This is a genomic window from Bradyrhizobium sp. USDA 3315 (assembly GCF_054056795.1).
In genome coordinates this window covers 6,702,302-6,727,007 of record NZ_JBSRYP010000001.1, presented here as the reverse complement: position 1 = coordinate 6,727,007, position 24,706 = coordinate 6,702,302, and the positions used below count along the sequence as shown (strand labels likewise).

Genomic DNA, 24,706 nt, shown 5'->3' with positions numbered 1-24,706 from the left:
ATGTCGGACATCCTGACCAAGATCGAGGCCTACAAGCGCGAGGAGATCGCCGCCGCGAAGCGCGCCCATCCGCTCGCCGAGGTCGAGGCGCAGGCCAAATCGGCCTCGGCCCCGCGCGGCTTCGTCCGCGCCCTCAAGGACAAGCATGCGCGCGGCGACTACGCGCTGATCGCGGAAGTGAAGAAGGCCTCGCCCTCGAAGGGCTTGATCCGGGCCGACTTCGATCCGCCCGTGCTCGCGAAGGCCTATGAGGCCGGCGGCGCGGCCTGCCTGTCGGTGTTGACCGACGCGCCCTCGTTCCAGGGCCATCTCGACTTCATGGTTGCGGCCCGCGCGGCGACCAGCCTGCCGGTGCTGCGCAAGGATTTCATGTTCGACACCTATCAGGTAGCGGAAGCGCGCGCCCATGGCGCCGACTGCATCCTGATCATCATGGCCGCGCTCGACGACGCGGCGGCCGGGGAGATCGAGGACGCCGCGCTCGGCTACGGCATGGACGTGCTGGTCGAGATCCACGACCGCGCCGAGCTTGACCGTGCCTTGAAACTTCGCTCGCCGATGATCGGCGTCAACAACCGCAATCTGCGCACCTTCGAGACCACGCTCGCGACCAGCGAGGCGCTGGCATCGCTGATCCCGCCCGACCGCCTGATGGTCGGCGAGAGCGGCATCTTCACGCCTGGCGATCTCGCCCGGCTCGAACGGGTCGGGATGTCGACCTTCCTGGTCGGTGAAAGCCTGATGCGCCAGCAGGACGTCACCGCGGCCACCCGCGCCTTGCTGACGCGGCAGGCCGCCCCGCGCGCCACCGCAACGCGCTGACGCAATGGCGCGGAACAGCAAGGGCAAGACCAAGGCCGAGCCTTCCGGCTCCGGCACCGCCCTCACCCATATCGACGCCAAGGGCGAGGCGCGGATGGTCGACGTCTCGGCCAAGCCCGCGACCGAGCGGACCGCCGTCGCCGAAGGCCGCGTCGTGATGAGCAAGGCGACGCTGGCGCTGATCGAAACCGGCCAGGCCAAGAAGGGCGACGTGCTTGCGACGGCGCGCATCGCCGGCATCATGGCGGCGAAGCGAACGTCGGAATTGATCCCGCTCTGCCATCCACTGGCGCTGACCAAGGTCACGATCGACATCACACCCGACCGCAAGCTGCCCGGCTGCATCGTCCGCGCCAGCGTCAAGGTGACGGGGCCGACCGGCGTCGAAATGGAGGCGCTGACCGCAGTCTCGGTCGCATGCCTGACGATCTACGACATGGTCAAGGCGGTCGACCGCGGCATCCGCATCGAGGGCATCCACCTCGTCGAGAAGATCGGCGGCAAATCGGGGCACTATCGCGCCGGCGCGTGATCGCCGGTACGCACGCGACGGCCTGTCGCCAATGCCCGCAAGGTTTCATTAACCAATCTCGCTAACCCGCGCTCCATTTCGATTGGATACGACTTTCGCGGGCCGGGGGTGCACGAGACCTACTTCCGGGTGAAACACCTGGAAGCGATTGCGGCAAATGACTCCAAACGGCAGCGCCACGTTCAACATCAAATCGGTGATCGGCAGCGGTCCGATCCGCTGGCTGATCCTCGGCGGCGCCGTGCTGATGGCCGCGATCGCGATCGGCGCTACGCTGATGGCGGAGAATTTCCGCGATCGCGCCTTGCACAACAGCGAGCGTGAGCTCGAGAACACCGTACTGCTGCTGGCGCGGCATTTCGACCAGCAGCTCGACGATCTCGAAGTCGTCCAGCGCGACCTGATCACGTTCATGCGCGACAATGCAATCGCGACGCCGGAGAACTACAGGCGCCGGATGTCGGCCGCCGACATCCATGCGATGCTCAAATCCAAGATGGACGCGCTGTCCAATGTCGGCAGCCTCAACGTGTTCGACGCCGACGGCGTTCTGATCAACAGCTCGGGCGCCTGGCCGCTGCCGCAGGCAAGCATTGCCGACCGCCCCTACTTCCAGATCTTCAAGTCGAGCCCCTATTCGCCCGACATGCAGGTCGCGCCGGTGGTGAGCCGCATCACCGGAAACTGGACCACCGTTATCGTCCGCAAGGTCACCGGTCCGCACGGCGAATTCCTCGGCGTGGTCGGCCGCGGCATCGAGCCGGCGGCCTTCGAGAAGTTCTTCTCCACCGTGGCGCTCGGCGACGGCGCCGCGATCTCGATGCATCATCGCGACGGCACGCTGCTGGCACGCTATCCCCATGTCGAAGAGCTGATCGGGAGGAATTTCCGCAACGGTCCAGTCAATCAGCAGCAGGTTTTCGAGCTGCCGCAGAGCACGACGCGGCTCGCCAGCCCGGTCGACGGCAAGGACCGCCTGGTGTCGTCGCGGGCACTGACCAAATTCCCGATCGTCGTCGTCGCGACGAGCACCACCGAGGCGGCGCTCGCCAACTGGCGCGAGCAGATCGGCATCCTGATCGCGGTGACCAGCATCTCGGTGCTGGCGATCGCGATCCTGCTGACGCTGGTGGTGCGCAAGCTGGTGCAGCAGCATCGCGCCCAGCAGCAGCGCCTGACGCTGGAGAAGCTGCGGCTCGACACCGCCGTCAACAACATGACGCAGGGCCTGTTGCTGTTCGACGCCGCGCAGTGCCTGGTGATCTGCAACAGGCGCTATATCGAGATGTACGGGTTGTCGGCCGACATCATCAAGCCCGGCTGCAGCTTCCGCAACGTCATCGTGCATCGTCACCGGACCGGCTCGTTCCAGGGCGACGTCGAGCGCTACGTCAATCTCGTGCTGCGCGACGTCGGCATCCGCAACACCATGGTGATCACGACGCCCGACGGGCGCTCGATCCAGGTCGTCAACGAGCCGCTGGCCGACGGCGGCTGGCTTGCGACCCACGAGGACGTCACCGAGCGCCGCCGCGCCGAGGAGCGCATCACGCATCTTGCCCACTACGATGCACTCACCGACCTGCCGAACCGCGCGCTGTTCCACGAGGAGATCAGGCGCGAGCTGCCGCATGTCACGCCCGACAGCCAGCTTGCGGTGCTCTATATCGACATCGACGAATTCAAGGGCGTCAACGACTCGCTCGGCCACATGGTCGGCGACGAGCTTCTCAAGTCCGTGGCGCGGACGCTGAGCGGCGTGATCGGCGAAGGCGATTTCGTCGCCCGCCTCGGCGGCGACGAGTTCGCGATCGTGCAGACCAGGGTGAAGAGCGAGGCCGAGGTCGCCGACCTCGTCGCGCGCATCTACGAGGTGATCCGCGCGCCCTATCAATGCCTCGGCCACCAGGTCACGACCGACGCCAGCATCGGCATCGCACTGGCGCCGAAGGACGGCACCGATCTCGACCAGATCATGAAGAACGCCGATCTTGCGATGTATGCGGCGAAGTCGGCCGGCCGGCGCGTCTTCCGCTTCTTCGAGCCGGCGATGGATGCCGACGCCCGCGCCCGCCGCGAGCTCGAGATGGAGTTGCGGCAGACGATCGCCGCCGGCAGCGGGCTCGAAGTGCATTACCAGCCCTGCGTCGACCTGCGCAGCAACGAGATCACCGGCTGCGAGGCGCTGGTGCGCTGGCGCCATCCACAGCGCGGCATGATCTCGCCGACCGAATTCGTGCCGATTGCGGAAGAGACCGGCCTGATCAACCAGCTCGGCGAGTGGGTGCTGATGACGGCCTGCAAGGAAGCCGTGAGCTGGCCCGACCACGTCAGGCTCGCCGTCAACGTCTCGCCGGTGCAGTTCCGCAGCGGCACGCTGGCGCTCAAGGTGATCGCGGCGCTTGCAGCGTCGGGGCTGTCAGCGAGTAGGCTCGAGCTCGAGATCACCGAGGCGGTGCTGATCCGCGACGACGAGACCGCGCTGGCCGCACTGCACCAGCTGCGCGCCATCGGGATCAGGATCGCGCTCGATGATTTCGGCACCGGCTATTCGTCGCTGAGTTATTTGAAGCGGTTCCCGTTCGACAAGATCAAGATCGACCGCTGCTTCGTCACCGACATCGCCGATCCGCAAGGCTCGGCCGGCATCGTCGAGGCCGTCGTCAACATCGCCGCCGAGCGCAGCATGACGACGACGGCGGAAGGCGTCGAAACCGCGCAGCAGCAGCAATTGCTGCGCGAGCTCGGCTGCTCGGAAATGCAGGGCTATCTGTTCAGCCCGCCAAAGCCCGCCGCCCAAATCCGCGAGCTACTGGCCGGGCACCGCCGCGGCCCCGCTGCGGGCGCGAGCACGGCGCGGCGGCGCAAGCCGGTCGCCGGCGCGGCGTAAGGCTGCTCGGAAGTCGGGAGCCCGAGGGGCGCCCGTACGATTTCGGAATTTTGGAAGAATACCCTGTAATTGCCCGACGTGTCAAATTGCTTGGTCGAGCGTGCTTGGTCGAGCGTTGCTTGGTCGAGCGCCAGCCGCCACCGGCTCCTTTGCATGGGGTTGTTTTCGATATTTTGGCAGCTGCGTAGCCCGGATGGAGCCATCCGGGCTACAGGTTCTAGTTCGGCACCGGCCGCTTCTGCGCGGCCTTGGTGTCGGCGTTCTTGGCATCGGCGTTGACGGTGACGCCGCGCAGCTGGTTGAACGCCGCGGCCAGCGCCTTGTCGTTCTTCTCGTCCGGCGGGACGTAGGATTGCGAGCCGGTCTGCTCGGCGCCCTCGGCGGAGAGATGGCCGCGCATCGAGGCCTCGCCCTTGATCTCCGAGCGGGTCTTGAACTCGTCCGGCACGTCCTGCAGCACCTCGATGTCGGGCTTGATGCCGAGTGCCTGGATCGAATGGCCCGATGGCGTGAAATAGCGCGCCGTGGTCAGCGCCAGCGCGCCGTTGCTGGTGCCGAGCGGAATGATGGTCTGCACCGAGCCCTTGCCGAACGAGCGGGTGCCGATCAGGGTCGCGCGCTTGTGGTCATGCAGCGCGCCGGCGACGATCTCGGAGGCCGAGGCCGAGCCGCCGTTGATCAAGACGACGAGCGGCTTGCCCTTGGTCATGTCGCCGCCATGCGCGGTGAAGCGCTGGGTTTCCTCGGGATTGCGGCCGCGGGTCGAGACCACCTCGCCGCGCTGCATCAGGGTCGAGGTCACCGAGACCGCCTGGTCGAGCAGGCCGCCGGGATTGTTGCGGAGGTCGACGACGTAGCCGGCGAGCTTGTCCTGCGGGATCTGCTTCTGGATATCGCCGATCGCCTTGCGCAGACCTTCGGTGGTCTGCTCGTTGAACGAGGTGATCCTGATGTAGCCGATGTCGCCGCCCTCGACATGATACTTCACCGGACGCACGCGGATGATCTCGCGCGTAATCGAGACCTCGATCGGCTTGTCGGCATCCTTGCGGATGATCTTCAGCCGGATCGAGCTGTTGGGCGCGCCCTTCATCTTGTTGACGGCCTGGTCGAGCGTCATGCCCTGGATCTGGTCGTCGTCGATCGAGGTGATCACGTCGCCCGACATGATGCCGGCGCGCGAGGCCGGCGTGTCGTCGATCGGCGCCACCACCTTGACGAAGCCGTCCTCCATGGTGACCTCGATGCCGAGCCCGCCGAACTCGCCATGCGTGGTCTCCTGCATCTCCGCCCAGCCCTTCTCGTTCATGTAGCGGGAGTGCGGATCGAGCGAGGAGATCATGCCGTTGATCGCGCCCTCGACGAGCTTGGAGTCCTCGGGCTTCTCGACGTAGTCGGTCTTGACCTTCTCGAACACCTCGCCGAACAGGTTGAGCTGCGAATAGGTGTTGCTGTTGTCGGAATGCGCGGCGGCGTTGGCGACGGCGAACAGATGCGCGCCCTGCGGCGAGGCCACGAGCAGGGTGAGACACGCGCCCGCGACCGTCCCGAGCAAGAAGCCAACATGTTTGCGCATTATCCGTGATCCCTTCGCTAACGGCCGGCAACGTTTCGCAACATTCGGCCCCACCCCGACGCGGGGCACCACACAACGGCTTTTTGGTCGGATCAAGGCCGCCTTGTCACCGGACCATTACGGTCCTGTCACGGTGCCCGGATCGGCCTCTTGTCAGCCCCCTGTCAGCCTTTCGTCGGCCTTTGGCCCAGTCTCCCGCAACCCGTTCTGCCAGGTCGACGGCTGGGTGCCGAATCCGCGCTTGGCCCGCGTGCCCAGCCAGTAGCCGAACTGCGGAGGAACATTGCGGAACGGCCCCTCGACGCCGAGCTTGAGCGCGGCGTCCATCGGCCAGTTCGGGTTATTGAGGATTTCCCGGCCGACCGCGATCAAATCTGCTTGTTTATCACGCAGGATTTGTTCGGCCTGGTCCCCGTGGATGATCAGGCCGACCGCCATGGTCATGATATCGGCATGGGTGCGGACATATTCCGCGAGCGGCACCTGATAGTTGTATTTGATCTCCTTGCCCAGGATCGGCGCCATTTCGCTGATTCCGCCCGACGAGCAGTCGATCACGTCGACGCCCTTCGCTTTCAGGATCCTGGCGAGCCGCGCGCTCTGCTCCGGGCCCCAGCCGGCGTTGTCCTCGACCGACAGCCGCACGAACAGCGGCTTGTGATCCGGCCAGTGCGCCCGCACCGCCTCGGTGACCTCGATCAGGAAGCGCATCCGGTTGGCTTCCGAGCCGCCATATTCGTCGCTGCGCTGGTTGGAGCGCCCGGAGAGGAATTCGTGCACGAGATAGCCATGGGCGCCGTGCAGTTCCAGCACCTCGAACCCTGCCGCATGGGCGCGTCGTGCCGCCTGCCCCCAGGCTGCGACGAGGTCCTTCACCTCATGCGTGTCCAGCGCGCGCGGCACCGGCCAGCGCTCGCTATGGGCGATCGCGCTCGGCGCCACCGGCGTCCAGGCATCCCAGTCCTCGTCCTCGATCTCGGCGGTGCGTTCGAGCGGGCGATCGCCCTCCCAGGGCCGACTCGCGCGCGCCTTGCGGCCGGAATGGCCGAGCTGGATGCCGGCGACCGCATTTTGCTGCTTGATGAAGCCGACGAGGCGGCTGAGCGGCGCGATGAACTTGTCGTCCCAAATGCCGAGATCGCCGATCGTGCCGCAGCCGCGCCGCTCGACCTTGGTCGATTCGACGATCACGAGACCGGCGCCGCCGGCGGCGAACTTGCCGGCATTCATCAGATGCCAGTCGGTCGGAAAGCCCTTCTCGGCGGAATACTGGTGCATCGGCGGCACCACGATGCGGTTCTTCAGCGTGACGCCGCGGATGGTCATTGGCGAAAACAGCAGCATGTCGGACATCGCTTCCTCATTAGGCGTCGTTACCCGGCGTGCGGGACCGATCTTGTGTTTGGCGCGGACGATATACGCACCGCGCGATGGCCGATAGAGGCGCGCCGGCGGCCGCAATGGCCACTCGAACGGATCGCGCCAGGTTCGCGATGCCTGTTCCCTCGCGGCGATTTTTCGCGCGCACAGGAAATGATGATCGCGATGCGTGTTGTCCCCGGTAACCCGAAGAGGGACACTCATGAGAACCCGCACAATCGCACTGCTCATCGCCGGTGCCATGGCAACCGGCCCGATACTGGCGCAACACGCGGTTGCCCAGAACCTGCAAAACGAGGCCGACAAGGGTGCCAAGACCCGCAACTCCGGTGAATCCGGCTATGTCGGCGATCAGGACAGGCCCGGCGCGGCCGCAACGCCTCCGGGGCGCCCCGACACGGCCGCCGGTTCCCCAAACGCCACGACGTCCCCGAGCGCTCAAAGTTCCGGAACCGGAATCGCCGGCGCGCCGGGCAACAAGAGCGGGCCGCCCGCCAAGCAAGGCACGGTCGGCTCGAACTCGCAGAACCTGCATGTCCAGGAACAGGATTCGTCGAACATCAAGGGACAACCAGGCAACAAGAGCGGCCCACCCGCAAAGCGCTAGGCTACGCGCCATGCTGACCAGGCGGCCGTGAACCGGGATCGAGTCGCTCAGATATTATTGGGCGGCCTTCCGGCTCGCAGAGAGGTCGGTTGGGCAATTTGCGCCGCATTCAATCGATTTCTTCTGGTCAGCAACGCGCCATATCAGCAACGCGACCAGGACAATGATGGTGACGGTGAGCTTGGCCAATGCGTCGTGGTTCAATGTCGGCTCCGCAGAACAATCGGCATAGCGAGAAAAATCAGCTGCAAGCAGAAATGTGACCCCGGCACCCTTTGGGGCCGAAGGCCGACGCTGGAGACGTCCACCAGGCCCGCATTCGATTCGGACCGGCCGACGTCATGATGGTACGGTCGTGGCGCGGTCTGCAAGCTTCTCAGTCTGCATGGCAGCATGGCACGGCCGGCCGCAGCCGGTTGGAACATTGTCATCGATGTGCGGTTCAGTGGCTGTCCTCTGATTCATTGCCCCAGAGGCACACACCACCTCCTGCGGCCCCAGCCGTCACGCTGGGGCCGCAAATCATTGGAGCTGCACGCGGACTGCTGTTGGTCGCGGGGTGAGCGAAGGGCACGCCCGCAAATGACGCTACTTGCCGACCTCGTATACATCAGGATCGAAGCTCGAGCTCGGATTGGCGAACGCGTGGCGCAGCGCCGGCGACATCGGCACGTTGTAACTGATGCCTTTCGGCGGGGTCGGCGCTTCCAGCCACGTCCTGTACATGACCTCAATCTCGGGGCTCTTGTAGAGCTCCGCCGTGGCGCGGTCGGCGAGCGCCTTGAACGGGGTGTCCTCCCTGCGCAGCATGATGCCGAACGGCTCGGCCTTCGAGAACGCCTCCTCGCTGATCATGTAGAGCGAAGGCTCCTTCGACCGCGCGATGGCAACGGCGAGCTGGACGTCGTCGAGCGCGTAGGCCTGGGCGCGATCGGTCTCCAGCATCAGGAACGCCTCGGCCTGGTCCTTGGCCGGGAGGACGTTGATGCCGAGCTTGCGTTCGGTGTTGACCTTGATGAGCTGCGTGAGGTTCACCGAGCCCGCAACGGCGGTGACGGACTTGCCCTTGAGATCGTCGATCGTGTTGATCCCTGCGGATCTCTTGGCGGCAAAGCGTGTCGCGCTGAGAAAGTGCGTGTTGGTGAAGGTCACCTGCTTCTGGCGGTCCGCGCTGTTGGTGGTCGCCGAGCAATGCAAATCGATCGTGCCGTTGACCATCAGCGGAATGCGGTTCGACGAGGTCACCGGGAGGTAATCGATGGCGATGTCAGATGCGCCGAGCTCCTTCTTCACGGCATCGACGATCTTCAGGCAGATGTCGAGCGCAAAGCCGATCGGCCGCTGATTGTCGTCGAGATAGCTGAAGGGAACGGAAGCCTCCTGAAAGCCGAGCGTGACCTTCTTCGTCTCCTTGATCTTCTGCAGCGTGCCCGACAGCTCCTCGGCCGCCGCGGGGCTTGCCGCGAGCGTGAGGGCGAAGAAGATGGCGGGCAAACGCATCGGCGGCTCCTGTGCGGTGATCGGGCGGCGGTGATAGCGCACGCATGAGCCCGGAGCCAGACGACGGTGTGTCTAGCAGCTATCGCACTTTGCTATGGTCCGCCTGCCAGAGTTGCAGCCGCAGCCGCGAAGCATCCCTAGCGCTGCGCCCCACCTTCGAGCAGGCGATCGCCGACCAGGCGGACCGCGCCACGGGTCCAGGAATAATCGGCGCCCATCCGCAGGCCCCGCTGTCGCCGCGTGAGACGACCGCGCCGCTGCGGGCGTCGCGCAGCTGGAAGCCGATCGTGTATTCGGTCCGGCTGACCCGCCTGATCACGCCGATCAGCGATTGATCGGCGCCGAGCTGCTGTGCAATCGCGGCCTCGCAGCCATCGCAGTCGCGCAGCGCACGTGCCTTGACGAGCTCCGCGGTCGCGCCGCCGGTATCGACCAGGCGGTAGCGGCCCGACTGCGCAAGCCGGTCACGCACGCCCTTGGTCACATCGGCGAGGTAGGCCGCATCGGCGTCGGCAAGACCGGATGCCGGCGCCGCGGAGGTGTCCTCAAGCTCGAATTCGAACACCGCAAGCCCGATCGGCGCAGCCGTGGCGGTCTGCGTCGACGGCAACACGCCCGCGAGGACGCTGCGCACCTCGCGCGACACGAACACCCGTGCATGGTCCCATGCCTCGTCATTGTCGCCGCGAAACGTGTAGAGCTTTTCGTACAGCACGCGGCTCCCTTCGACATCGACGACCGCCACCTTGGCCCACTGCACCAGCGTGCTCATCTTCTGAACGCCACCGACCACCTTGATCCGGGCCTCGCCTGCGGGTGCCTTCGATGGCACCAGGCGATAGCGCGGCTCCGCGGCGATGTCGGCGCGCAGCGCGCGCATGAACGCATCGAGCCGCTTCTGATGCGCGGCAGTCTGATCGAGGACCTCGCCCGAGGTGTCGACATAACTGAAATCATCGATGCTGACGCCAAGCTGAGATGCTGGCACCGTGCCCGTTTCGGCGCGCAACTGACAAGGTCCGGCCAGAAGGCCGGTCAACGCGAGGGCGTACAAGACAAGACGGGATTGTCGCATGGTCTGGGCCTTTCGGGTGCTGGCGCGGGCGGGTCGGTCGCATCCTGGGCCAACTGGCCGCCGCGCCGCAACGGAGTGCCTCCCGCCCGGCGCCGGGAAAATTTCACGACGATGGTCCGCGCCAAAAGAACGCCCAAGCCGGCGCTTCTCGGCGCCTCCGTTCTGCCGTTTAATGTGCGTGACGACCCTGCCCGCGATCGCGCGCCGAAGCCCGCCTTCGATCTTGAGGATACGCCAATGTGGAATTGGTCCGGAAGCGATCTGAAACTGCGGCTGACGTTGCGCGTGGCTATCGTCTCAACGCTCTGCTTTGCCGTCATCTCCGGCTATTTCCTGATCGAGGCCGACCGCTCGGTGCGCGGGCGGATCGCGGCCGTTGCCGATATCGCCGCCAAGACGCTGGAGCTGCAGCAGAGCAAGATCCAGTGGCTGAACAATGCGCGTTCCGAATTTCCCGATCTCGACAGCGTTGCCGCCTCGGTCATGACGCCGGGACTGTGCCTCGCCTTTCGCAGCAATAGCGGCGAGATCAGCCAGCGCTTCTGCGGCGGCTCGCAGACTGACACGGCCGCGCCGCCGCTGGCCTTCGCGGCGCTCTATCGCTGCCTGTTCGATCCCGGCCGCGAGGTGGTGCGGCAGGTGGTTTCGCGCGGCAATGCCATCGGCGAGGCCGTGGCCTGGATCGATCCGGCGGTGCCGACCGCCGAGGCCTGGCACGATGCCGGTCGGCTGATGGCGGTGTTCATGTTCGCGCTGCCGCTGCTCTGCGCCCTGGTCTATGCGGCGCTGGCGCGCGCGCTGCGTCCGACGCGGCAGATCCGCGACGGGCTCGAGCGGATCGCCGCAGGCGACCTCGCAGCGCGCCTGCCGCCGTTCGATCTCGCCGAACTGTCGGCGATCGGCGATGTCTTCAACCAGCTCGCCGAGCGCCTCGCCGCCGCGCTCTCCGACCGCAACGCGCTGACGCAGAAACTGATCCTGGTGCAGGACGAGGAGCGCCGCCACCTCGCGCGCGAGCTGCATGACGAGTTCGGGCAGTCGCTGGCCGCCATCCGCGCGCTAGCCGCCTCGGCGCGCCAGACCGCCGCCGCGGATTGCCCGCCTTTGCTCGCCGAATGCGACGGCATCGCGCGGACCGCGACCGACATGATGGAGACGTTGCGCGGCGCCCTCTTCCGGCTCCGCCCGCCCGATGTCGACGAACTCGGACTTGCGGCCAGCCTCGAGGGCCTGGTCGCCGGCTGGAACGGCCGCAGCCGCGGACAGCCGCGGTTCGAGATCGCCATATCGGGATCGTTCGAGCACCTTGCCGCCTCCGTCAGCGCCAATCTCTACCGCATCGTGCAGGAGGCGCTCACCAACGCCGCCAAGCATGCCGGCGCCACGCGCGTGATGCTGCGGCTCGAGATGCGCGAGGCGGCGCCCGGCGGCGGCGACAGCGCGATCGTGCTCGCGATCGAGGATGACGGCCAGCCCGGCGATCCCGATCCCAAAGGCGATCCCCAGCTCAGGTCCGGCCTCGGCCTGCTCGGCATGCGCGAACGGGTCGCCGCGCTGGGCGGGCGGCTCAGCTTCGAGACTGGACAGCCCAGCGGCTCCTCGCTCCGCGTCATCGTTCCCGTCGCGGCCAGCCGAGAGGCCGCACCGGTGGAGCGCGCGGCATGAGCCACGCGGCGCGCACCATCATGCTGGTCGACGACCACGCCGTCGTCCGGGAGGGCTACCGGGCGATGCTGCAGAAGCAGCCGGGCCTCTGCGTCGTCGCCGAAGCCTCCGACGGCGTCGAGGCCTACCGCCTCTACAAGGAGACCGGGCCCGACCTCGTCATCATGGACCTGTCGATGCCCGGCATCGGCGGCATCGAGGCCATCCGCCGCCTCCGGCAGTGGGACAGGCGCGCAAAAATCCTGGTGTTCACCATGCACCAGAACGCCGCCTTTGCCGTGCAGGCGATCCGCGCCGGCGCGAGCGGCTATGTCACCAAGACCAGCCCGCCGGAGACGCTGGTGCACGCCGTGATGGATGCGCTGTCGGGCAAGATCGCGATCAGCCCGGATATCGACCACGAGCTCGCGCTCAGCCACCTTGCCGGCGAGACCAAGGCGGCCGACCTCCTGACCGCGCGGGAATTCGAGGTGCTGCGGATGCTGCTCGCGGAAAACACCACCGAGGAGATCGCCGAGGCACTGCACCTCAGCCCCAAGACGGTCGCGAACCTGCATTCCCTGATCAAGGACAAGCTCGGCGTCGGCACCGATATCGAGTTGGTCCGCCTCGCGCTGCGGCAAGGCATCCTCACGCAGATCGATCTCGGCGAACGCTGAGCCCGCGGTGGCACCAGCCAGGCCGCGTACTGGCAAATCGAGCCGCATCTGCCTCCGGGCAAACCGAACATCGAGCCGGCATCGTCGAATGGCCGAGTCTCGAGAAAATCGCGTAACAGACCTCCAGGACAGCCTCGATGCTGGCTCGTCTGGGACATAGTTCAGAACCTGGACTACCTTGGTGGCCCTCGTGATGCTAAAGTTCTCGTCATGAAAGGCTATGGATCATTTTGCCCCGTAGCCAAAGCTGCGGAAATTCTCACGGAGCGGTGGACCCCGCTCCTGCTCCGCGAACTGTTGCTGGGGTCCCACCACTTCAACCAGCTTCGCCGCGGCATCCCGCAGATGTCGCCGACCCTCCTTTCCAAGCGCCTGCAAACGCTAGAAGAAGCCGGGCTAATCTCACGCAGATCAGGCGATAACGGGCATTGGGAGTACCATCCAACCCAGGCAGCCAGGGAAGCCAGGCCAATTATCGATGCAATGGGCTATTGGGGCCACAAATGGGCTCGCAGCCAGCTCACACCCAACGAACTTCACGCGGGCCGGCTCATGTGGAATATGCGCCGTTCGTTCGATCTAAGGCACATTCCATGCGACTTCGTTCTGTACATCGAGATTGCGGACGCTCGGCCAAAGCGCTGGTGGTTTGTTGTGAAGAAGGAGGAAGCCGATCTTTGCTGGGATGACCCCGGCTTCAAGGTCGATATCAGCCTCTATGCGAGTCTGCTGACGCTCGTGCAGATTTTCGTAGACGAGATGCCGCTGCTACGGGCGTGTGAGCTCGGCAAAATCGAGATCGACGGTCCCAGGCATCTTGTGAACAGCATGCGGGCTTGGTTCCCACGCAGCAAATATGCCGATGAGGCGCCGGCGGCCGCAGATCGAGTCTCAGCCAGTTGAGGATATCCAGTCCACTTTCTGGACTAGTGGTTCTGCTTGCCTCGGCTATAGCGTTTGCGAATGCGCTCCCGCGCTAAGCATCTCAGCTAAAGGAGGCAAAGATGAGCCGCCCTTCTCTTCTTTCATGCACCCTGTTGTTGATCTTTACTTGTATTTGCGTCAGTCCCGCAGGGGCAGCCCCACCTGCCGACGAACTTTCCTCGGCGGCTGCCAAATGGGATGCCGCCATCAACAACGCAGACTTCGATGCCCTGTTACCGTTGTATGCCGCTGACGCCAGATTGATGCCGCCTGGTGCGCAGCCAGTCACCGGCCCTTTGGCAATCCGTAATTTCTTTGCCGGGCGGGGAAGAAGCGTCAGAGATCACAAGGTTGAGCTGCTCGATGTGTTGCCCATGGGAAACTACGCCTACACCACCTCGCATTTCACGGCCACGCTAGTAGTAAATGAGAAGGCGGCGCCAATTTCTGGCAGCACCGTGAGACTGCTTGAACGCCAACCCGACGGGCAGTGGAAGATAAAGTCTCATATCTTCGTCAAGGAATAGATTCGCGGGTGCCACAGCCACACGGTCAGCCACCCCGCAAGCCTGACGGGCCGCAAGTGACGGATGGTCATGCACCTTGTTGGCCCTCAGCCGAAGACGGCATTGATCATCGGGACATCGGTTCATTGGGTAAGCCGGACGTCCCTCGGTTTGGTCGCCATTGCCGTGGCTGTCGCCAGATGTTCGATCTCGCCCAACGCTGGGCCCGCGGCGGCGCCAGCAACCAACCCTTGCGAGCCCGCCGGGGATTGGATAGCCTTCTGCTCGCGATGAGCCTCGCAGGCTCATTCGTCCCTCGCGCGACTGGCGAGCTTACGTGGAATTGACCACGGTGAAGCGCGAAGGGTTCCAACGCCGTTCGCCTGGGCAACCCGTTCAGCTGATGATCCAGCGTCTTAGGGAGCCCGGACCATGCCGTCATTCCGCAATGAACTCCATCTCAACGATTCGGAAGTTGCCCTTGCGCTCGAGGGCGAAGAGCGCCGCCAGCAAGACGGCGTCGAGCTGATTCCGTCGGAGAACTACACCTATCCCGAGGTGCTCGAGCTGCTCGGATCGGTGTTCACCAACAAGTATTCCGAGGGCTATCCGGGACGCCGCTATTACGGCGGCCAGGAATTTACCGACCAGATAGAGAACCTTGCCCGACAGCGCGCTTGCGCGCTGTTTCGCGCCGAACATGCCAACGTTCAGCCTCTGTCCGGGTCGCCAATGAACCAGGCCGTGTATCTCGGCCTGCTGCAGCCCGGCGATACGATCTTGGCGATGGACCTGTCACACGGCGGCCATCTCACCCATGGCGCGCCGGTGTCGCACATGGGGCGGCTCTTCAACTTCGCCCGCTACAAGACGCAGCCGTCAAACGGCGGCGCCATCGATTTCGATGAGCTCCGCGCCATGGCCCGGCACGTCCGTCCGAAGCTGGTGCTGTGCGGCTACAGCTCTTATCCGCGCGATCTGGATTATGCGTCCTTCAAGAGCATTGCCGATGAGGTGGGTGCGCTGACCATGGCCGACGTCAGCCATTACGGCGGCCTGATCGCCGGCAACGCCTTGCGCAATCCGCTCGATGCGGGTTTCGACGTGATGACGACGACATCGCACAAGACGCTTCGCGGGCCGCGCGGCGGCATCGTTCTCTGTCGCCGGGAGTTCGCCGGCAAGATCGACGCGTCGGTGTTTCCGGGACTGCAGGGAGGTCCGCACATGAACGTTGTGGCCGGAACCGCGGTCACGCTGAAGAAGGCATCGACGTCCGATTTTCAGGCCTATGCAAGACTGGTCATGCGCAACGCGAAGGTCCTGGCCGAAGCGTTGATGGAACGCGGCATGACGTTGATCACCGGCGGAACCGACAATCACATGATGGTTGTGGATACGGTGGCCAGCGTCGGCCTGGACGGCGGCGCGGCCGAGAACATTCTCGACGCCGTCGGGATCACCGCAAACAAGCAGATCATTCCCGACGATCCGCGGCCGCCGCTCAGGCCGAGCGGCATCCGCCTCGGGACGCCGGCGGCGACCACGCGCGGCATGGGCGAGCCCGAAATGCGCCTGATCGCCGAACTCACTGCGGAATCCCTCCGGTCGAAGGGAGATGCAGCGGTCGTCAAGCGACTGAGGTCGAACAGCGTCGAGATGTGCCGCGCTTTCCCCGTTCCGGGGATCGCACCGCCCTCATAGGCGGCCGACCCGCATTCCTGTTCCGCATTCGTCGCGTCACTCGGCAGGTCGTGAAGGTTCCCGGGGGAAGGACCGGAACGGAAATTGATGCTGTTCGTTGGACCGCATGATCTCGAAGACGGAGCGTCCAACGCCGTGAGCCGGAAAACCTTGCAAGCACGCTCGGAACAGGCGCTCGTCGTCATCATTCTCAGCACCGGTGCGCTGATCGGTTACCTCGGCTTGGCACTGTCCAGGCTGTGAGAGCTACGTCCGGCGGGCACCAAGCCACCGCGGGCGTCAGGCCGCGGCAAGCATCAAGTCGCTTGGTGCGCTGAAAGCTCGTGCGTGCGTGCCACTGAGTTGCCCGACGCGGCAAGCCAAGCCCCGCAGCAAAAATATAGGGTGAAAAGAGCAAGGCTCGGACAGATCATGTCGCGAGAATGCGGATGTTTGACGCACAAGCGACGACACCCGCCGTCGTCCCGGCGAAGGCCGGGAGCCATTACCCCAAATCTCAATTGTTGCGCGACGCTGGGGCCACAGCTTCCTCTCAACAACCCAACCCTGTGGTTATGGGTCCCGGCCTTCGCCGGGACGACGGTGTGCGCGGGAACAGTCTCGCGATGAATGCAACGCCACGCACAATCCACACACCGGTCACTGAAATCGAGGACATTGCCGCCTGCCCGCAATTCTCGTACACGGTTTCACGCAATGACCTCGCAATTCTCTCCCAACTCCGTCGACGTGCTGCTGTTCGATATCGGCCGCGTCGTGCTCGACATCAACTTTGACAAGGTGATGGCGCACTGGGCGCAGCATGCCGGCTGTGCGCCCGCCGAGCTCGCCACGCGCTTTGTCGTCGACGACAGTTTCAAGCATCATGAGATCGGCCGGATCGACGACGCGGCATTCTTCGAGAATCTGCGCCGGACGCTCGGCATCAACATCACGGACGCCCAGTTCCTCGAAGGCTGGAACGCGATCTTCACCGGCGAGATGCCGGGCATCGCCCCGCTGCTCGCGGCGGCCGCCAAGCGGATGCCGCTCTACGCCTTCTCCAACACCAATCCGGCCCATGTCGCGCATTTCTCGGTCACCCATGCCGAGCTGCTCAGCCATTTCCGCAACGTCTTCCTGTCCTCGAGCATCGGCTTCCGCAAACCCGACGCCGAGGCCTACGATCATGTGGTAAAAGCCATCGGCGTGCCGGCGTCGCGGATCCTGTTCTTCGACGACCTGGCCGCCAATATCGAAGGTGCGCGGGCGCGCGGCCTTCATGCTATCCACGTGACGTCGACGGATGACGTGGCAAGGGCTTTGACCGCACTTGGAATTTGAACATTAAGAATTGAGGAGCTCTGAGCGTGGCCCTGATGCCGGTTGCCGATGCCCTGTCCGCCGTCCTCGCCGGCGCCGAACCGCTGCCGGAGGAGATGGTCGCGCTCGATGCCGCCTACCACCGCACGCTTGCGCACGACCTCGCGGCGCTCCGCACCCAGCCGCCGCAGCCGATGTCGGCGATGGACGGCTATGCGGTGCGCGCCGCCGATGCGGCTGATCTAAAGGCCCGGCTCAAGGTGATCGGCGAAGTCGCCGCCGGCCGGCCGTTCGAGCGGACGGTCGGCGCCGGCGAGGCGGTGCGGATCTTCACCGGCGGCGTGATCCCCAATGGCGCCGACGCGGTGATCATCCAGGAGGACACCGCCGTCGACGGCGACCACATCACGATCACGGAGGCCGCCAGCGTCGGGCGGCACATCCGCCCGGCTGGGGTCGACTTCCGTGAGGGCGAGGTGCTGCTCGCCGGCGGCAGCCGCCTGTCCGACCGCGCGCTGTCGCTGGCGGCCGCCATGAACTATCCGGAACTTGCGGTGCGCCGCCGCCCGAAGGTCGCGGTGCTGGCGACCGGCGACGAGCTGGTGATGCCGGGCTCGCAGCCCGGTCCCGGCCAGATCGTCTATTCCAACGGCTACGCGCTGCGAGCGCTGGCGCGCGCCGAAGGCGCCGAGACCGTCGACCTCGGCGTTGCCGCCGACACGGTAGAGGCGACCACGGCGGGCATCCGCCGGGCACGCGAGGCCGGCGCCGATGTCCTCATCACGACAGGCGGCGCCTCGGTCGGCGACCACGATCTCGTCAAGCGGTCGCTGGAAGCCGAGGGCGTCGAGATGGCGTTCTGGCGGATTGCGATGCGGCCCGGCAAGCCGATGATGCATGGCCGGCTCGGCGCGATGCGGGTGATCGGTCTGCCCGGCAATCCGGTGTCGTCCTATGTCTGCGCCTTCCTGTTCCTGGTGCCGTTGATTCGGGCGCTGAGCGGCCGGAAAGTGATTCATCATCGCCGCGCGAGCGCCCTGCTCGGCCGCGACCTCGCAGCCAACGACCAGCGCGAGGACTATCTGCGTGCGCGTCTCGAAGCGCGCGAGGACGGCACGCTGATCGCAACGCCGGTGACGCAGCAGGACTCGTCGCTGCTCGGGAATCTCGCTGCGGCACGGGCACTTCTCGTGCGCCCGCCGTTCGCGGCGGCGGCCGTCGAAGGCAGCGAATGCGAGATCCTGACACTGCCCGAATAGGGTTTTCGCGCCCCGCCGATTGTGCGTTGCCCGACACGTTCACCGGAAATTAAGTGGTTGCGGAACACATATCGAACATATAGTGTCCGTTCATGATTTGTTTCGAGTACTGGTGTCTACAATCGGGAAGCCGCGTGGAAGCAGGTGCATCGAGCACATGCTCCTGAGGTCAGGCCCGGCCTGCAGGCCCCACCAGAAGAGTCTCGGAATCGAACGACGCTATCAACCGGGGGAATACTCGAGATGCTCACGCGCAAACAGTACGAACTACTGCGTTTCATCAATGAACGTCTGAAAGAGGCCGGCGTACCGCCCTCCTTCGACGAGATGAAGGATGCGCTCGACCTGCGCTCGAAGTCCGGTATCCACCGCCTGATCACTGCGCTGGAGGAGCGCGGCTTCATCCGCCGCCTGCCGAACCGCGCCCGCGCCATCGAGGTCATCAAGCTGCCCGAACTCTCGGCCGGCGGCGGCAACGGCCGCCGCGGCTTCACGCCCAGCGTCATCGAAGGCACCCTCGGCCGGCGCGCCAGCACGCCGCCGATTGCCGAGGACGACGGCAACCGTCCGGTCGCGGTCCCCGTGATGGGCCGGATCGCCGCCGGTACGCCGATCGAGGCGCTGCAGACCCGCAGCCACACCATCAGCGTGCCGCCCGACATGCTCGGTGCCGGCGAGCACTATGCGCTCGAGGTGCGCGGCGACTCGATGGTCGATGCCGGCATCCTCGACGGCGACATGGCGCTGATCCAGCGCAACGACGTCGCCAATACCGGCGACATCGTGGTGGCGCTGATCGACGAGGAGGAAGCCACCCTGAAGCGCTTCCGCCGCCGCGGCGCATCGATCGCGCTCGAGCCGGCCAACACCGCCTATGAAGTGCGCATCCTGCCGCCGAACCGGGTCCGCATCCAGGGCAAGCTGATCGGCCTTTATCGCAAATACTGAATTGCAAATACTTGCGGCGGCCGGGAACGAGCAACACGTCGGATCGTTCCTTGCATGATAGTGTAGCGTACGGCCTGCCCGATGCGCTCCGATACCTCTCGCGCAGCGTCGCGTGTTTGTGATCGGAGCGATCTCGGACCAGTCGTACAATCGCCCAGAAACGAGCAGACGCTCGTTCGCTATCGTCCACTCTGGTAGAGGCCCTAATGCCTCAAGGAGAGGCACGGGTCGCTACCTCGAAATGAGGAGCCATCCGATGTGTGACTATAGTCTGCACGCCGTGGCATCGCGCCCCGCCATTGTCGGAGAGACGCTGATCACGACGACGTTCCGCGGCACGTCGACCCGCGGCTTTGCTTCGGAGAATGACCCCACTGTCGCGGTCTGCATGCTGCCGGGCACCGAGCTCGCTTTCGCCGAGAACGTTCGCTACGACAGCCGCTGGATCTGGACCAAGACGCTGAACTATCGCGTCGGCGTGTTCAACGAAGTCGAGCCCGACGTGCCTGATCGGCATCATGACGCGGTCGAATTCCCCGACGGCAGCCATGTGCTGGTGACCCAGCTGGTCGAGGGACAGCGCGTTAGCGTGCTGCAATTGCCGGCGCTGCATCCGCCGGTCGAGCAGAAGCCGAAGGTTGTGGAGCGGCGGCCCTCCGCATTCGCAACGCTGTTTTTGGGTTGAGCGCATCGTCGCCGCGGAATGAGCTGTTCGGCGGCGGATGACCTAAGCAATTTCGGGCGACCCCGGACTCCCGCTTCCGGGGCGCAGAAGGAGATTTGCGTCGGCCGGCGCCTTGGCGCATCATCGGGCACGGAGGACGTGCGCGGTGGTCGATAAGGTCACATGGCAAAAGGCTGGACGCGTCACGGAACCGGGCCGCTACATGTTCCGGTTCGGTTGGCTGACGGTAACGGCCGACGACCTGAAAGTCTGGGAGCAATTTCCCGAGGCTTCCTTCACCCTCGTCAAGAAGCCCGACGCCGGCCCCGACTCCGACGAATACCATCTCGGCCTGTTCGAGCTGCCGAGCGGCCCCTCGCCGGACCACGGCTAATCATCGCCCTGCAGATCGGTCTCGGCCGGCGTCGCATCCACCGCAGGCCGCGGCGCGGCGGCGGGCGCGCGCAGCGTCGTTTCGCTCTCGCCGTCGCCGGGAACTGCCGGCGACCACGGCCGGTCGATCCCGCCGGGCTTGACCGCATCGACGGCGTAGCCGTCCCTGATCCTTCGCAGCACCAGCGCGCCGTGGCGGCGCAGCCGCTCGGCATCGATCACCGATGCCGCGCAGCCCTGCGGCGCCGGCCGCGCCGTCACGATCAGGGCTGCGCGCTCGCAGTCGTCCGCCAGCGCCTCCGGCCGGGTCGCCAGCGCGACGAAGACGCCGCCGGGTCCCTGGGTCACGCAGCCGCCGGCATCGCACGAGACGCCCTCGCCGAGCGACGCATCGGTGGCGGTGCGCGCGTCGGCGTCCGCCGCCAGCCACTCCTTGACCAAAAATGCATCCTTGGCGCTGTGCATCAGATGCAGCCACCCGTCACCGCCACGCACCGCGACGTTGCGGCCGTCGCCCGAGATCAGCACGTCCGGCTGCGGCACCCTGAGCGCCCAGACCGAGGCCACCAGCAGCAGCACCGCGCCTGACCAGCGCAGCGGCGTGCGCAGCAGCCCGAGCAGGATGATGCCGGCGCTCGCTGCGATCAGCGGCCCGATGCCGAACGCCGCCATGCGGCCGACCGCGCCCGGGAGTGCGGCGACCCATTGCGTCACCAGGATCATCCAGTCGATGCCAAGACCCATGATCGCCCAGAACAGTCCGTCGAAGCCGACCGGCATGGCGACGAGCCCGAGCAGGCCGGCCGGCATCACGACCGCCGAGACGACAGGCATCGCCGCAAGGTTCGCAAGCAGCCCGTAGGGCGTCACGCGGTGGAAATGGAATGCGGCATAGGGCGTCGTCGCCAGCCCCGCCACCAGCGAGGCCAGCATCAGGCATCGTGAGCTCGCGCCCGCCCCACAGCGCGACGCGCGCGGTCGCCGAATGGTCGGGCGACGCCAGCAGGTTCGGCAGCCCGATCTGCACCAGCGCCACCAGCCCGAGCGTCGCGGCGAACGACATCTGGAAACTGGGATGCACCAGCGCCTCCGGCGCGATCGCGAGCACGATCAGCGCCGCCACCGCCAGCGTCCGGAAGGTGATCGCGCGGCGGTCGACGATCACGGCGAGCAGCACCACGGCGGTCATGAAGAACGACCGTTGCGTCGCGACCTCCGCGCCCGACAGCAACAGATAGAACGCCGCGGCGACCAGCGCGGCCGCCGCGGCCCATTTCTTGATCGGATGCCCCGCCGTCAGCGCCGGAAACAGCGCGAGCAGCGCGCGCACCGCGAAGAACACGACGCCGGCGACCACGGCCATGTGGTAGCCGGAGATCGACAGCACATGGCCGAGCCCCGAGATGAACATCGCATCGTTGACCGGCGTCGAGATCGCATCGCGCCGGCCGGTGAGCAAGGCGGTTGCGATCGCGCGCTGGTCGCCGTCGAGCGTGGTGCGAATCCGCGCGTCGATGGCGTCGCGCAGGCCCTGCATGAAGGCGGCGTAGCGCAGCGCAAAGCCGCCGGTCGCAGGCGGCTCCCTGGTCTTGACGGCGCCCATCACGAAGCCGGAGGCGCCGATGCCCTGGAAATACAGGTCACGGCCGAAATCATAGGAGCCCGGGCGCTGCGGCCCGAGCGGCGGCAACAGCCGCGCCTTCAACTCAACGAAGCTGCCGACATCGGGCGCGGTGCCCTTCTTCACCGAGAGCCGGACCCGATTGAGCTTCGTCATGTCGCGCGGGCTCTCCATCGAAACTCGCGGATGTCGCGCGTCTCGACGAAGCCGGTCAGCGCCACCGAGAACATCGGTCGCGCCAGCACCGTGTGAGCGACGCGCGCCGTCTTCCAGGTCGCCGTCGCAAGGCCCGCGGCGACCGCGGCCAGCATCACGATAACGGGAAACACGCTGCGCCGCCGCAGCAGCAGCGCCAGCAGGCAGAGCAGGATTGCGACGGTGGCCGCGACCGACAGCACCGGCTCGTGCTCGGCCGCGAAATAGAACGCGATGCCGGTGCCGAACGCCACCGGCACCCAGGGCAACAGGCGGCCCGCCCCCGCCTCCGCGCGCGCCCATTGCCGCACTGTCTCGACGAGAGGCTTCCAGATGCCGGCGCGCGCCGGGAGAAAGCCGCCGACCGGCGCAGCCGTGCGCGGCGGCCACGTCCCCGCGTAGCCGCGTTTGCCGCCCGGCGTCGTGCCCTGCTCCGCCATTCCGCTTGCGATCCCTGCCGGGCGGCAGGCTAGCGGATGGCCCCGTCACCCGACTAGCGGAACGGATGCAGAATACGGACCGGCAACGCCCGGGTACCTGGATCGTCGCGCCTTGCCTAGCTCGCGCCGGGCCACGGCTGCCGCCTGCGTCAAATCGATCGAGCCGAAAGTCTCACTAAGATACCGATCACATTAGGAATAGACTGTTCCGATGCCTCCGCTCCCAAAGAGACGGGGATGAGGCAGTGACGGCTCGCGGCACTTGAAGGCCGCTGGAGCTCCTCTCAGGTGGCCACAACTCCCCTGAGATCAGGCGTTGCGGACGAACGCGCAAATCTCGCCTGTAACGCCGCGCACCACGCGCACTCCGCGAGCGGATAGATCGCTGAAAAACGCGAGGAGTAGCGTTTGCTTTTGAGAGGAGCAGCACATGGCAATTCAAGTACCAAGCGATTTTCGCCGCGTGATTGTCGCTGCGTCAGTGGGAAACATCATTGAATGGTACGACTTTTATATTTTTGGCAGCCTGGCCGCGGTTCTTTCGGTCAAGTTCTTTGAGCAATCCAACCCTGTCGCAGCCCTGCTGAGCACGATCGCGCTGTTCACTGCGGGATTCCTGATCCGCCCGCTGGGGGCCTTCCTGTTCGGATGGATGGGCGATCGGGTCGGCCGCAAATATACATTCCTCATTACGCTGAGCGGAATGGGCCTAGGAACGGGAGCGATCGGACTGATCCCAACTTATCAGTCGATCGGCCTGACGGCCGCATTCATTCTGTTCGGTTTGCGGATGATCCAGGGTCTGTGCCTGGGCGGCGAGTATGGCGGCGCCATCACTTACGTCGCCGAGCATGTTCCGGACGACAGCCGCGGCTACTACACGGGCTGGCTACAAACCTCGCCGACGCTGGGGATCGTGGTGTCGCTGGCGGTGATCGTTCTGACCCGAACCTGGGCCGGCAATCAGGCCTTTGACGAATGGGCGTGGCGCGTCCCGTTCCTGGTCTCGTTCCTGCTGGTGGCCATCGCCATCTACATCCGCCTGCAGCTCCAGGAGACACCGATTTTCCAGGAGATCAAGGCACAGGGACAGATGACCAGGAATCCCTGGCGGGAAGCTTTCCTCAGCGCCAACATCAAGTACATCCTGATCGCCATCGTCGTCCTGATTGGACAGGGCGTGGTCTGGTACAGTGGTCAATTCTGGGCACTGTACTTCCTGCAGCAGGTCTCCAAGGTCGATGCGGTTACCTCGGCCTACATCGTGGGGGCCGCATTGTTGATCGCAACGCCGAGCCTGATCTTCTTTGGTTGGCTGTCGGATCAGATCGGCCGCAAGTCCGTGATCCTCGGAGGAATGCTGCTTGCCGCGATCACCTACTATCCGCTGTATCTGTGGCTCGGCATGGTCACGCAGCCGGGACACATCAACTATCCGGTCGCCGTCTTCATCATCTTCATCCTCGTCTGCTATGTCGGGATGGTGTACGGGCCGGTCGGCGCGTTCCTGGCGGAGTTTTTCCCGGCCAGGATCAGGTACACCTCGGTCTCGGTGCCGTATCATATCGGCAATGGTTGGGGCGGCGGATTGGTGCCGTTCATCACATCGGCCGCCTTCGCGGCGACCGGCAGCATCGGCTACGCGTTGATCTACCCGATTGTCGTTCCCGCGGTGTGCTTCGTGATCGCCGTCTTCATCATGCCCGAGACACGCAAGACCAGAATTTGGGAGCAGATCGAGGCGAAAGCCGCATCGTGAGGGAGTCACCATGCTGACGGGCGACTAGAGCTCCGTTCCGACGGGATCGGAACGGGACTCTAGAAGCTTGTCTCGACGCGTTTTCCTTACGCGAGCCGCTATCCACGCCAGTCGAAACCGCTCTCACCCTGGCGCCATGCTGCGGTCCAGCGAGCGCGGGACGACGCTTCTGAATCCGTCCCGTACCCGCCGTCTCTGGCGTGATGTCTCTGTAGAACCTGCATCGGGCGGCAGAGGGGATCCCGCGCCACGCAAATCCCCGCTCCGGCCGCCTTTGGTTGGCGG

Annotated in this window: 20 protein-coding genes, 2 pseudogenes and 1 riboswitch; of the genes and pseudogenes, 16 read left to right on the top strand and 6 right to left on the bottom strand. The window is 65.5% G+C overall.

All coding sequences use genetic code 11. The features are described 5' to 3' along the window. From trpC to ACVIYL_RS31525, 3 genes are all read left to right on the top strand, one after another. Complete coding sequence (gene trpC, locus ACVIYL_RS31535; RefSeq protein WP_456780459.1) at nt 1-822, top strand: indole-3-glycerol phosphate synthase TrpC; 822 nt, start codon at nt 1-3, stop codon at nt 820-822. Nucleotides 823-826: 4 nt separating this feature from the next. Then, entirely contained in the window at nt 827-1,354 is a 528-nt protein-coding gene (gene moaC / locus ACVIYL_RS31530) for a cyclic pyranopterin monophosphate synthase MoaC (RefSeq protein ID WP_050384518.1), read from the top strand. A gap of 157 nt (nt 1,355-1,511) precedes the next feature. Continuing rightward, nucleotides 1,512-4,244 carry a bifunctional diguanylate cyclase/phosphodiesterase gene (locus ACVIYL_RS31525; protein WP_456780458.1) on the top strand — a complete coding sequence of 911 codons (2,733 nt, stop codon included), beginning with the start codon at nt 1,512-1,514 and terminating at the stop codon, nt 4,242-4,244. Between the two features lie 217 nt (nt 4,245-4,461). Here the strand turns inward: ACVIYL_RS31525 and ACVIYL_RS31520 are convergent, their stop codons facing one another. Then, a complete protein-coding gene (locus ACVIYL_RS31520; protein WP_456780457.1) occupies nt 4,462-5,820 on the bottom strand; it encodes a S41 family peptidase in 1,359 nt (452 codons plus the stop codon). 153 nt (nt 5,821-5,973) lie between these two features. Next, complete coding sequence (locus ACVIYL_RS31515) at nt 5,974-7,173, bottom strand: NADH:flavin oxidoreductase/NADH oxidase (protein WP_456780456.1); 1,200 nt, start codon at nt 7,171-7,173, stop codon at nt 5,974-5,976. Nucleotides 7,174-7,402: 229 nt separating this feature from the next. On the opposite strand from ACVIYL_RS31515, the gene ACVIYL_RS31510 reads away from it, so the two are divergent. Then, entirely contained in the window at nt 7,403-7,807 is a 405-nt protein-coding gene (locus ACVIYL_RS31510) for a hypothetical protein (protein ID WP_456780455.1), read from the top strand. 54 nt (nt 7,808-7,861) lie between these two features. Here ACVIYL_RS31510 and ACVIYL_RS31505 read toward each other — a convergent pair whose 3' ends face one another. From ACVIYL_RS31505 to ACVIYL_RS31495, 3 genes and pseudogenes are all read right to left on the bottom strand, one after another. After that, the gene (locus tag ACVIYL_RS31505) at nt 7,862-8,011 is read right to left on the bottom strand and encodes a hypothetical protein (RefSeq protein ID WP_310879564.1); all 150 of its coding nucleotides are present in this window, start codon (nt 8,009-8,011) and stop codon (nt 7,862-7,864) included. Between the two features lie 384 nt (nt 8,012-8,395). After that, complete coding sequence (locus tag ACVIYL_RS31500; RefSeq protein WP_456780454.1) at nt 8,396-9,307, bottom strand: amino acid ABC transporter substrate-binding protein; 912 nt, start codon at nt 9,305-9,307, stop codon at nt 8,396-8,398. A 137-nt stretch (nt 9,308-9,444) separates the two neighbouring features. Further along, a pseudogene (locus tag ACVIYL_RS31495) lies at nt 9,445-10,382 on the bottom strand (DUF2380 domain-containing protein). A gap of 237 nt (nt 10,383-10,619) precedes the next feature. Here ACVIYL_RS31495 and ACVIYL_RS31490 point away from each other — a divergent pair. The 11 genes from ACVIYL_RS31490 to ACVIYL_RS31440 all read left to right on the top strand — a co-directional run bounded on the left by ACVIYL_RS31490 (nt 10,620) and on the right by ACVIYL_RS31440 (nt 20,407). Further along, nucleotides 10,620-12,047: a histidine kinase gene (locus ACVIYL_RS31490; RefSeq protein ID WP_456780453.1), complete on the top strand. Its 1,428-nt coding sequence runs from the start codon at nt 10,620-10,622 to the stop codon at nt 12,045-12,047. Next, a complete protein-coding gene (locus ACVIYL_RS31485) occupies nt 12,044-12,706 on the top strand; it encodes a response regulator transcription factor (protein WP_028334034.1) in 663 nt (220 codons plus the stop codon). Before ACVIYL_RS31490 ends, ACVIYL_RS31485 begins: the two co-directional genes overlap by 4 nt. A 210-nt stretch (nt 12,707-12,916) precedes the next feature. Next, nucleotides 12,917-13,609 (top strand): winged helix-turn-helix transcriptional regulator, encoded by a 693-nt coding sequence (locus ACVIYL_RS31480; protein ID WP_456780452.1) that lies wholly within the window; start codon nt 12,917-12,919, stop codon nt 13,607-13,609. Nucleotides 13,610-13,710: 101 nt separating this feature from the next. Next, nucleotides 13,711-14,157, top strand: coding sequence for a YybH family protein (locus tag ACVIYL_RS31475; RefSeq protein WP_310879560.1), 447 nt, complete (start codon nt 13,711-13,713; stop codon nt 14,155-14,157). 289 nt (nt 14,158-14,446) lie between these two features. Further along, nucleotides 14,447-14,532, top strand: a riboswitch (ZMP/ZTP riboswitch). A 36-nt stretch (nt 14,533-14,568) separates the two neighbouring features. Continuing rightward, nucleotides 14,569-15,840, top strand: coding sequence for a serine hydroxymethyltransferase (locus tag ACVIYL_RS31470; protein ID WP_253608490.1), 1,272 nt, complete (start codon nt 14,569-14,571; stop codon nt 15,838-15,840). Between the two features lie 87 nt (nt 15,841-15,927). After that, nucleotides 15,928-16,083, top strand: a complete 156-nt coding sequence (locus tag ACVIYL_RS31465; protein WP_456780451.1) for a hypothetical protein — start codon at nt 15,928-15,930, stop codon at nt 16,081-16,083. A 453-nt stretch (nt 16,084-16,536) separates the two neighbouring features. Then, nucleotides 16,537-17,163, top strand: a complete 627-nt coding sequence (locus ACVIYL_RS31460) for an HAD family hydrolase (protein WP_229162852.1) — start codon at nt 16,537-16,539, stop codon at nt 17,161-17,163. A gap of 26 nt (nt 17,164-17,189) precedes the next feature. Then, a complete protein-coding gene (locus ACVIYL_RS31455; protein ID WP_253608489.1) occupies nt 17,190-18,401 on the top strand; it encodes a molybdopterin molybdotransferase MoeA in 1,212 nt (403 codons plus the stop codon). Between the two features lie 243 nt (nt 18,402-18,644). Then, nucleotides 18,645-19,349: a transcriptional repressor LexA gene (lexA, locus tag ACVIYL_RS31450; protein WP_016841600.1), complete on the top strand. Its 705-nt coding sequence runs from the start codon at nt 18,645-18,647 to the stop codon at nt 19,347-19,349. A 256-nt stretch (nt 19,350-19,605) separates the two neighbouring features. Then, nucleotides 19,606-20,034 (top strand): hypothetical protein, encoded by a 429-nt coding sequence (locus tag ACVIYL_RS31445; protein WP_026192810.1) that lies wholly within the window; start codon nt 19,606-19,608, stop codon nt 20,032-20,034. A gap of 145 nt (nt 20,035-20,179) precedes the next feature. Beyond that, nucleotides 20,180-20,407 (top strand): hypothetical protein, encoded by a 228-nt coding sequence (locus tag ACVIYL_RS31440; RefSeq protein ID WP_229193503.1) that lies wholly within the window; start codon nt 20,180-20,182, stop codon nt 20,405-20,407. Here ACVIYL_RS31440 and ACVIYL_RS31435 read toward each other — a convergent pair. Next, nucleotides 20,404-22,662, bottom strand: a pseudogene (locus ACVIYL_RS31435) (ComEC/Rec2 family competence protein). The gene ACVIYL_RS31440 and the pseudogene ACVIYL_RS31435 overlap by 4 nt on opposite strands. Before the next feature lie 430 nt (nt 22,663-23,092). On the opposite strand from ACVIYL_RS31435, the gene ACVIYL_RS31430 reads away from it, so the two are divergent. Next, nucleotides 23,093-24,421, top strand: coding sequence for an MFS transporter (locus ACVIYL_RS31430; protein ID WP_456780450.1), 1,329 nt, complete (start codon nt 23,093-23,095; stop codon nt 24,419-24,421). Nucleotides 24,422-24,706: the final 285 nt, after the last annotated feature.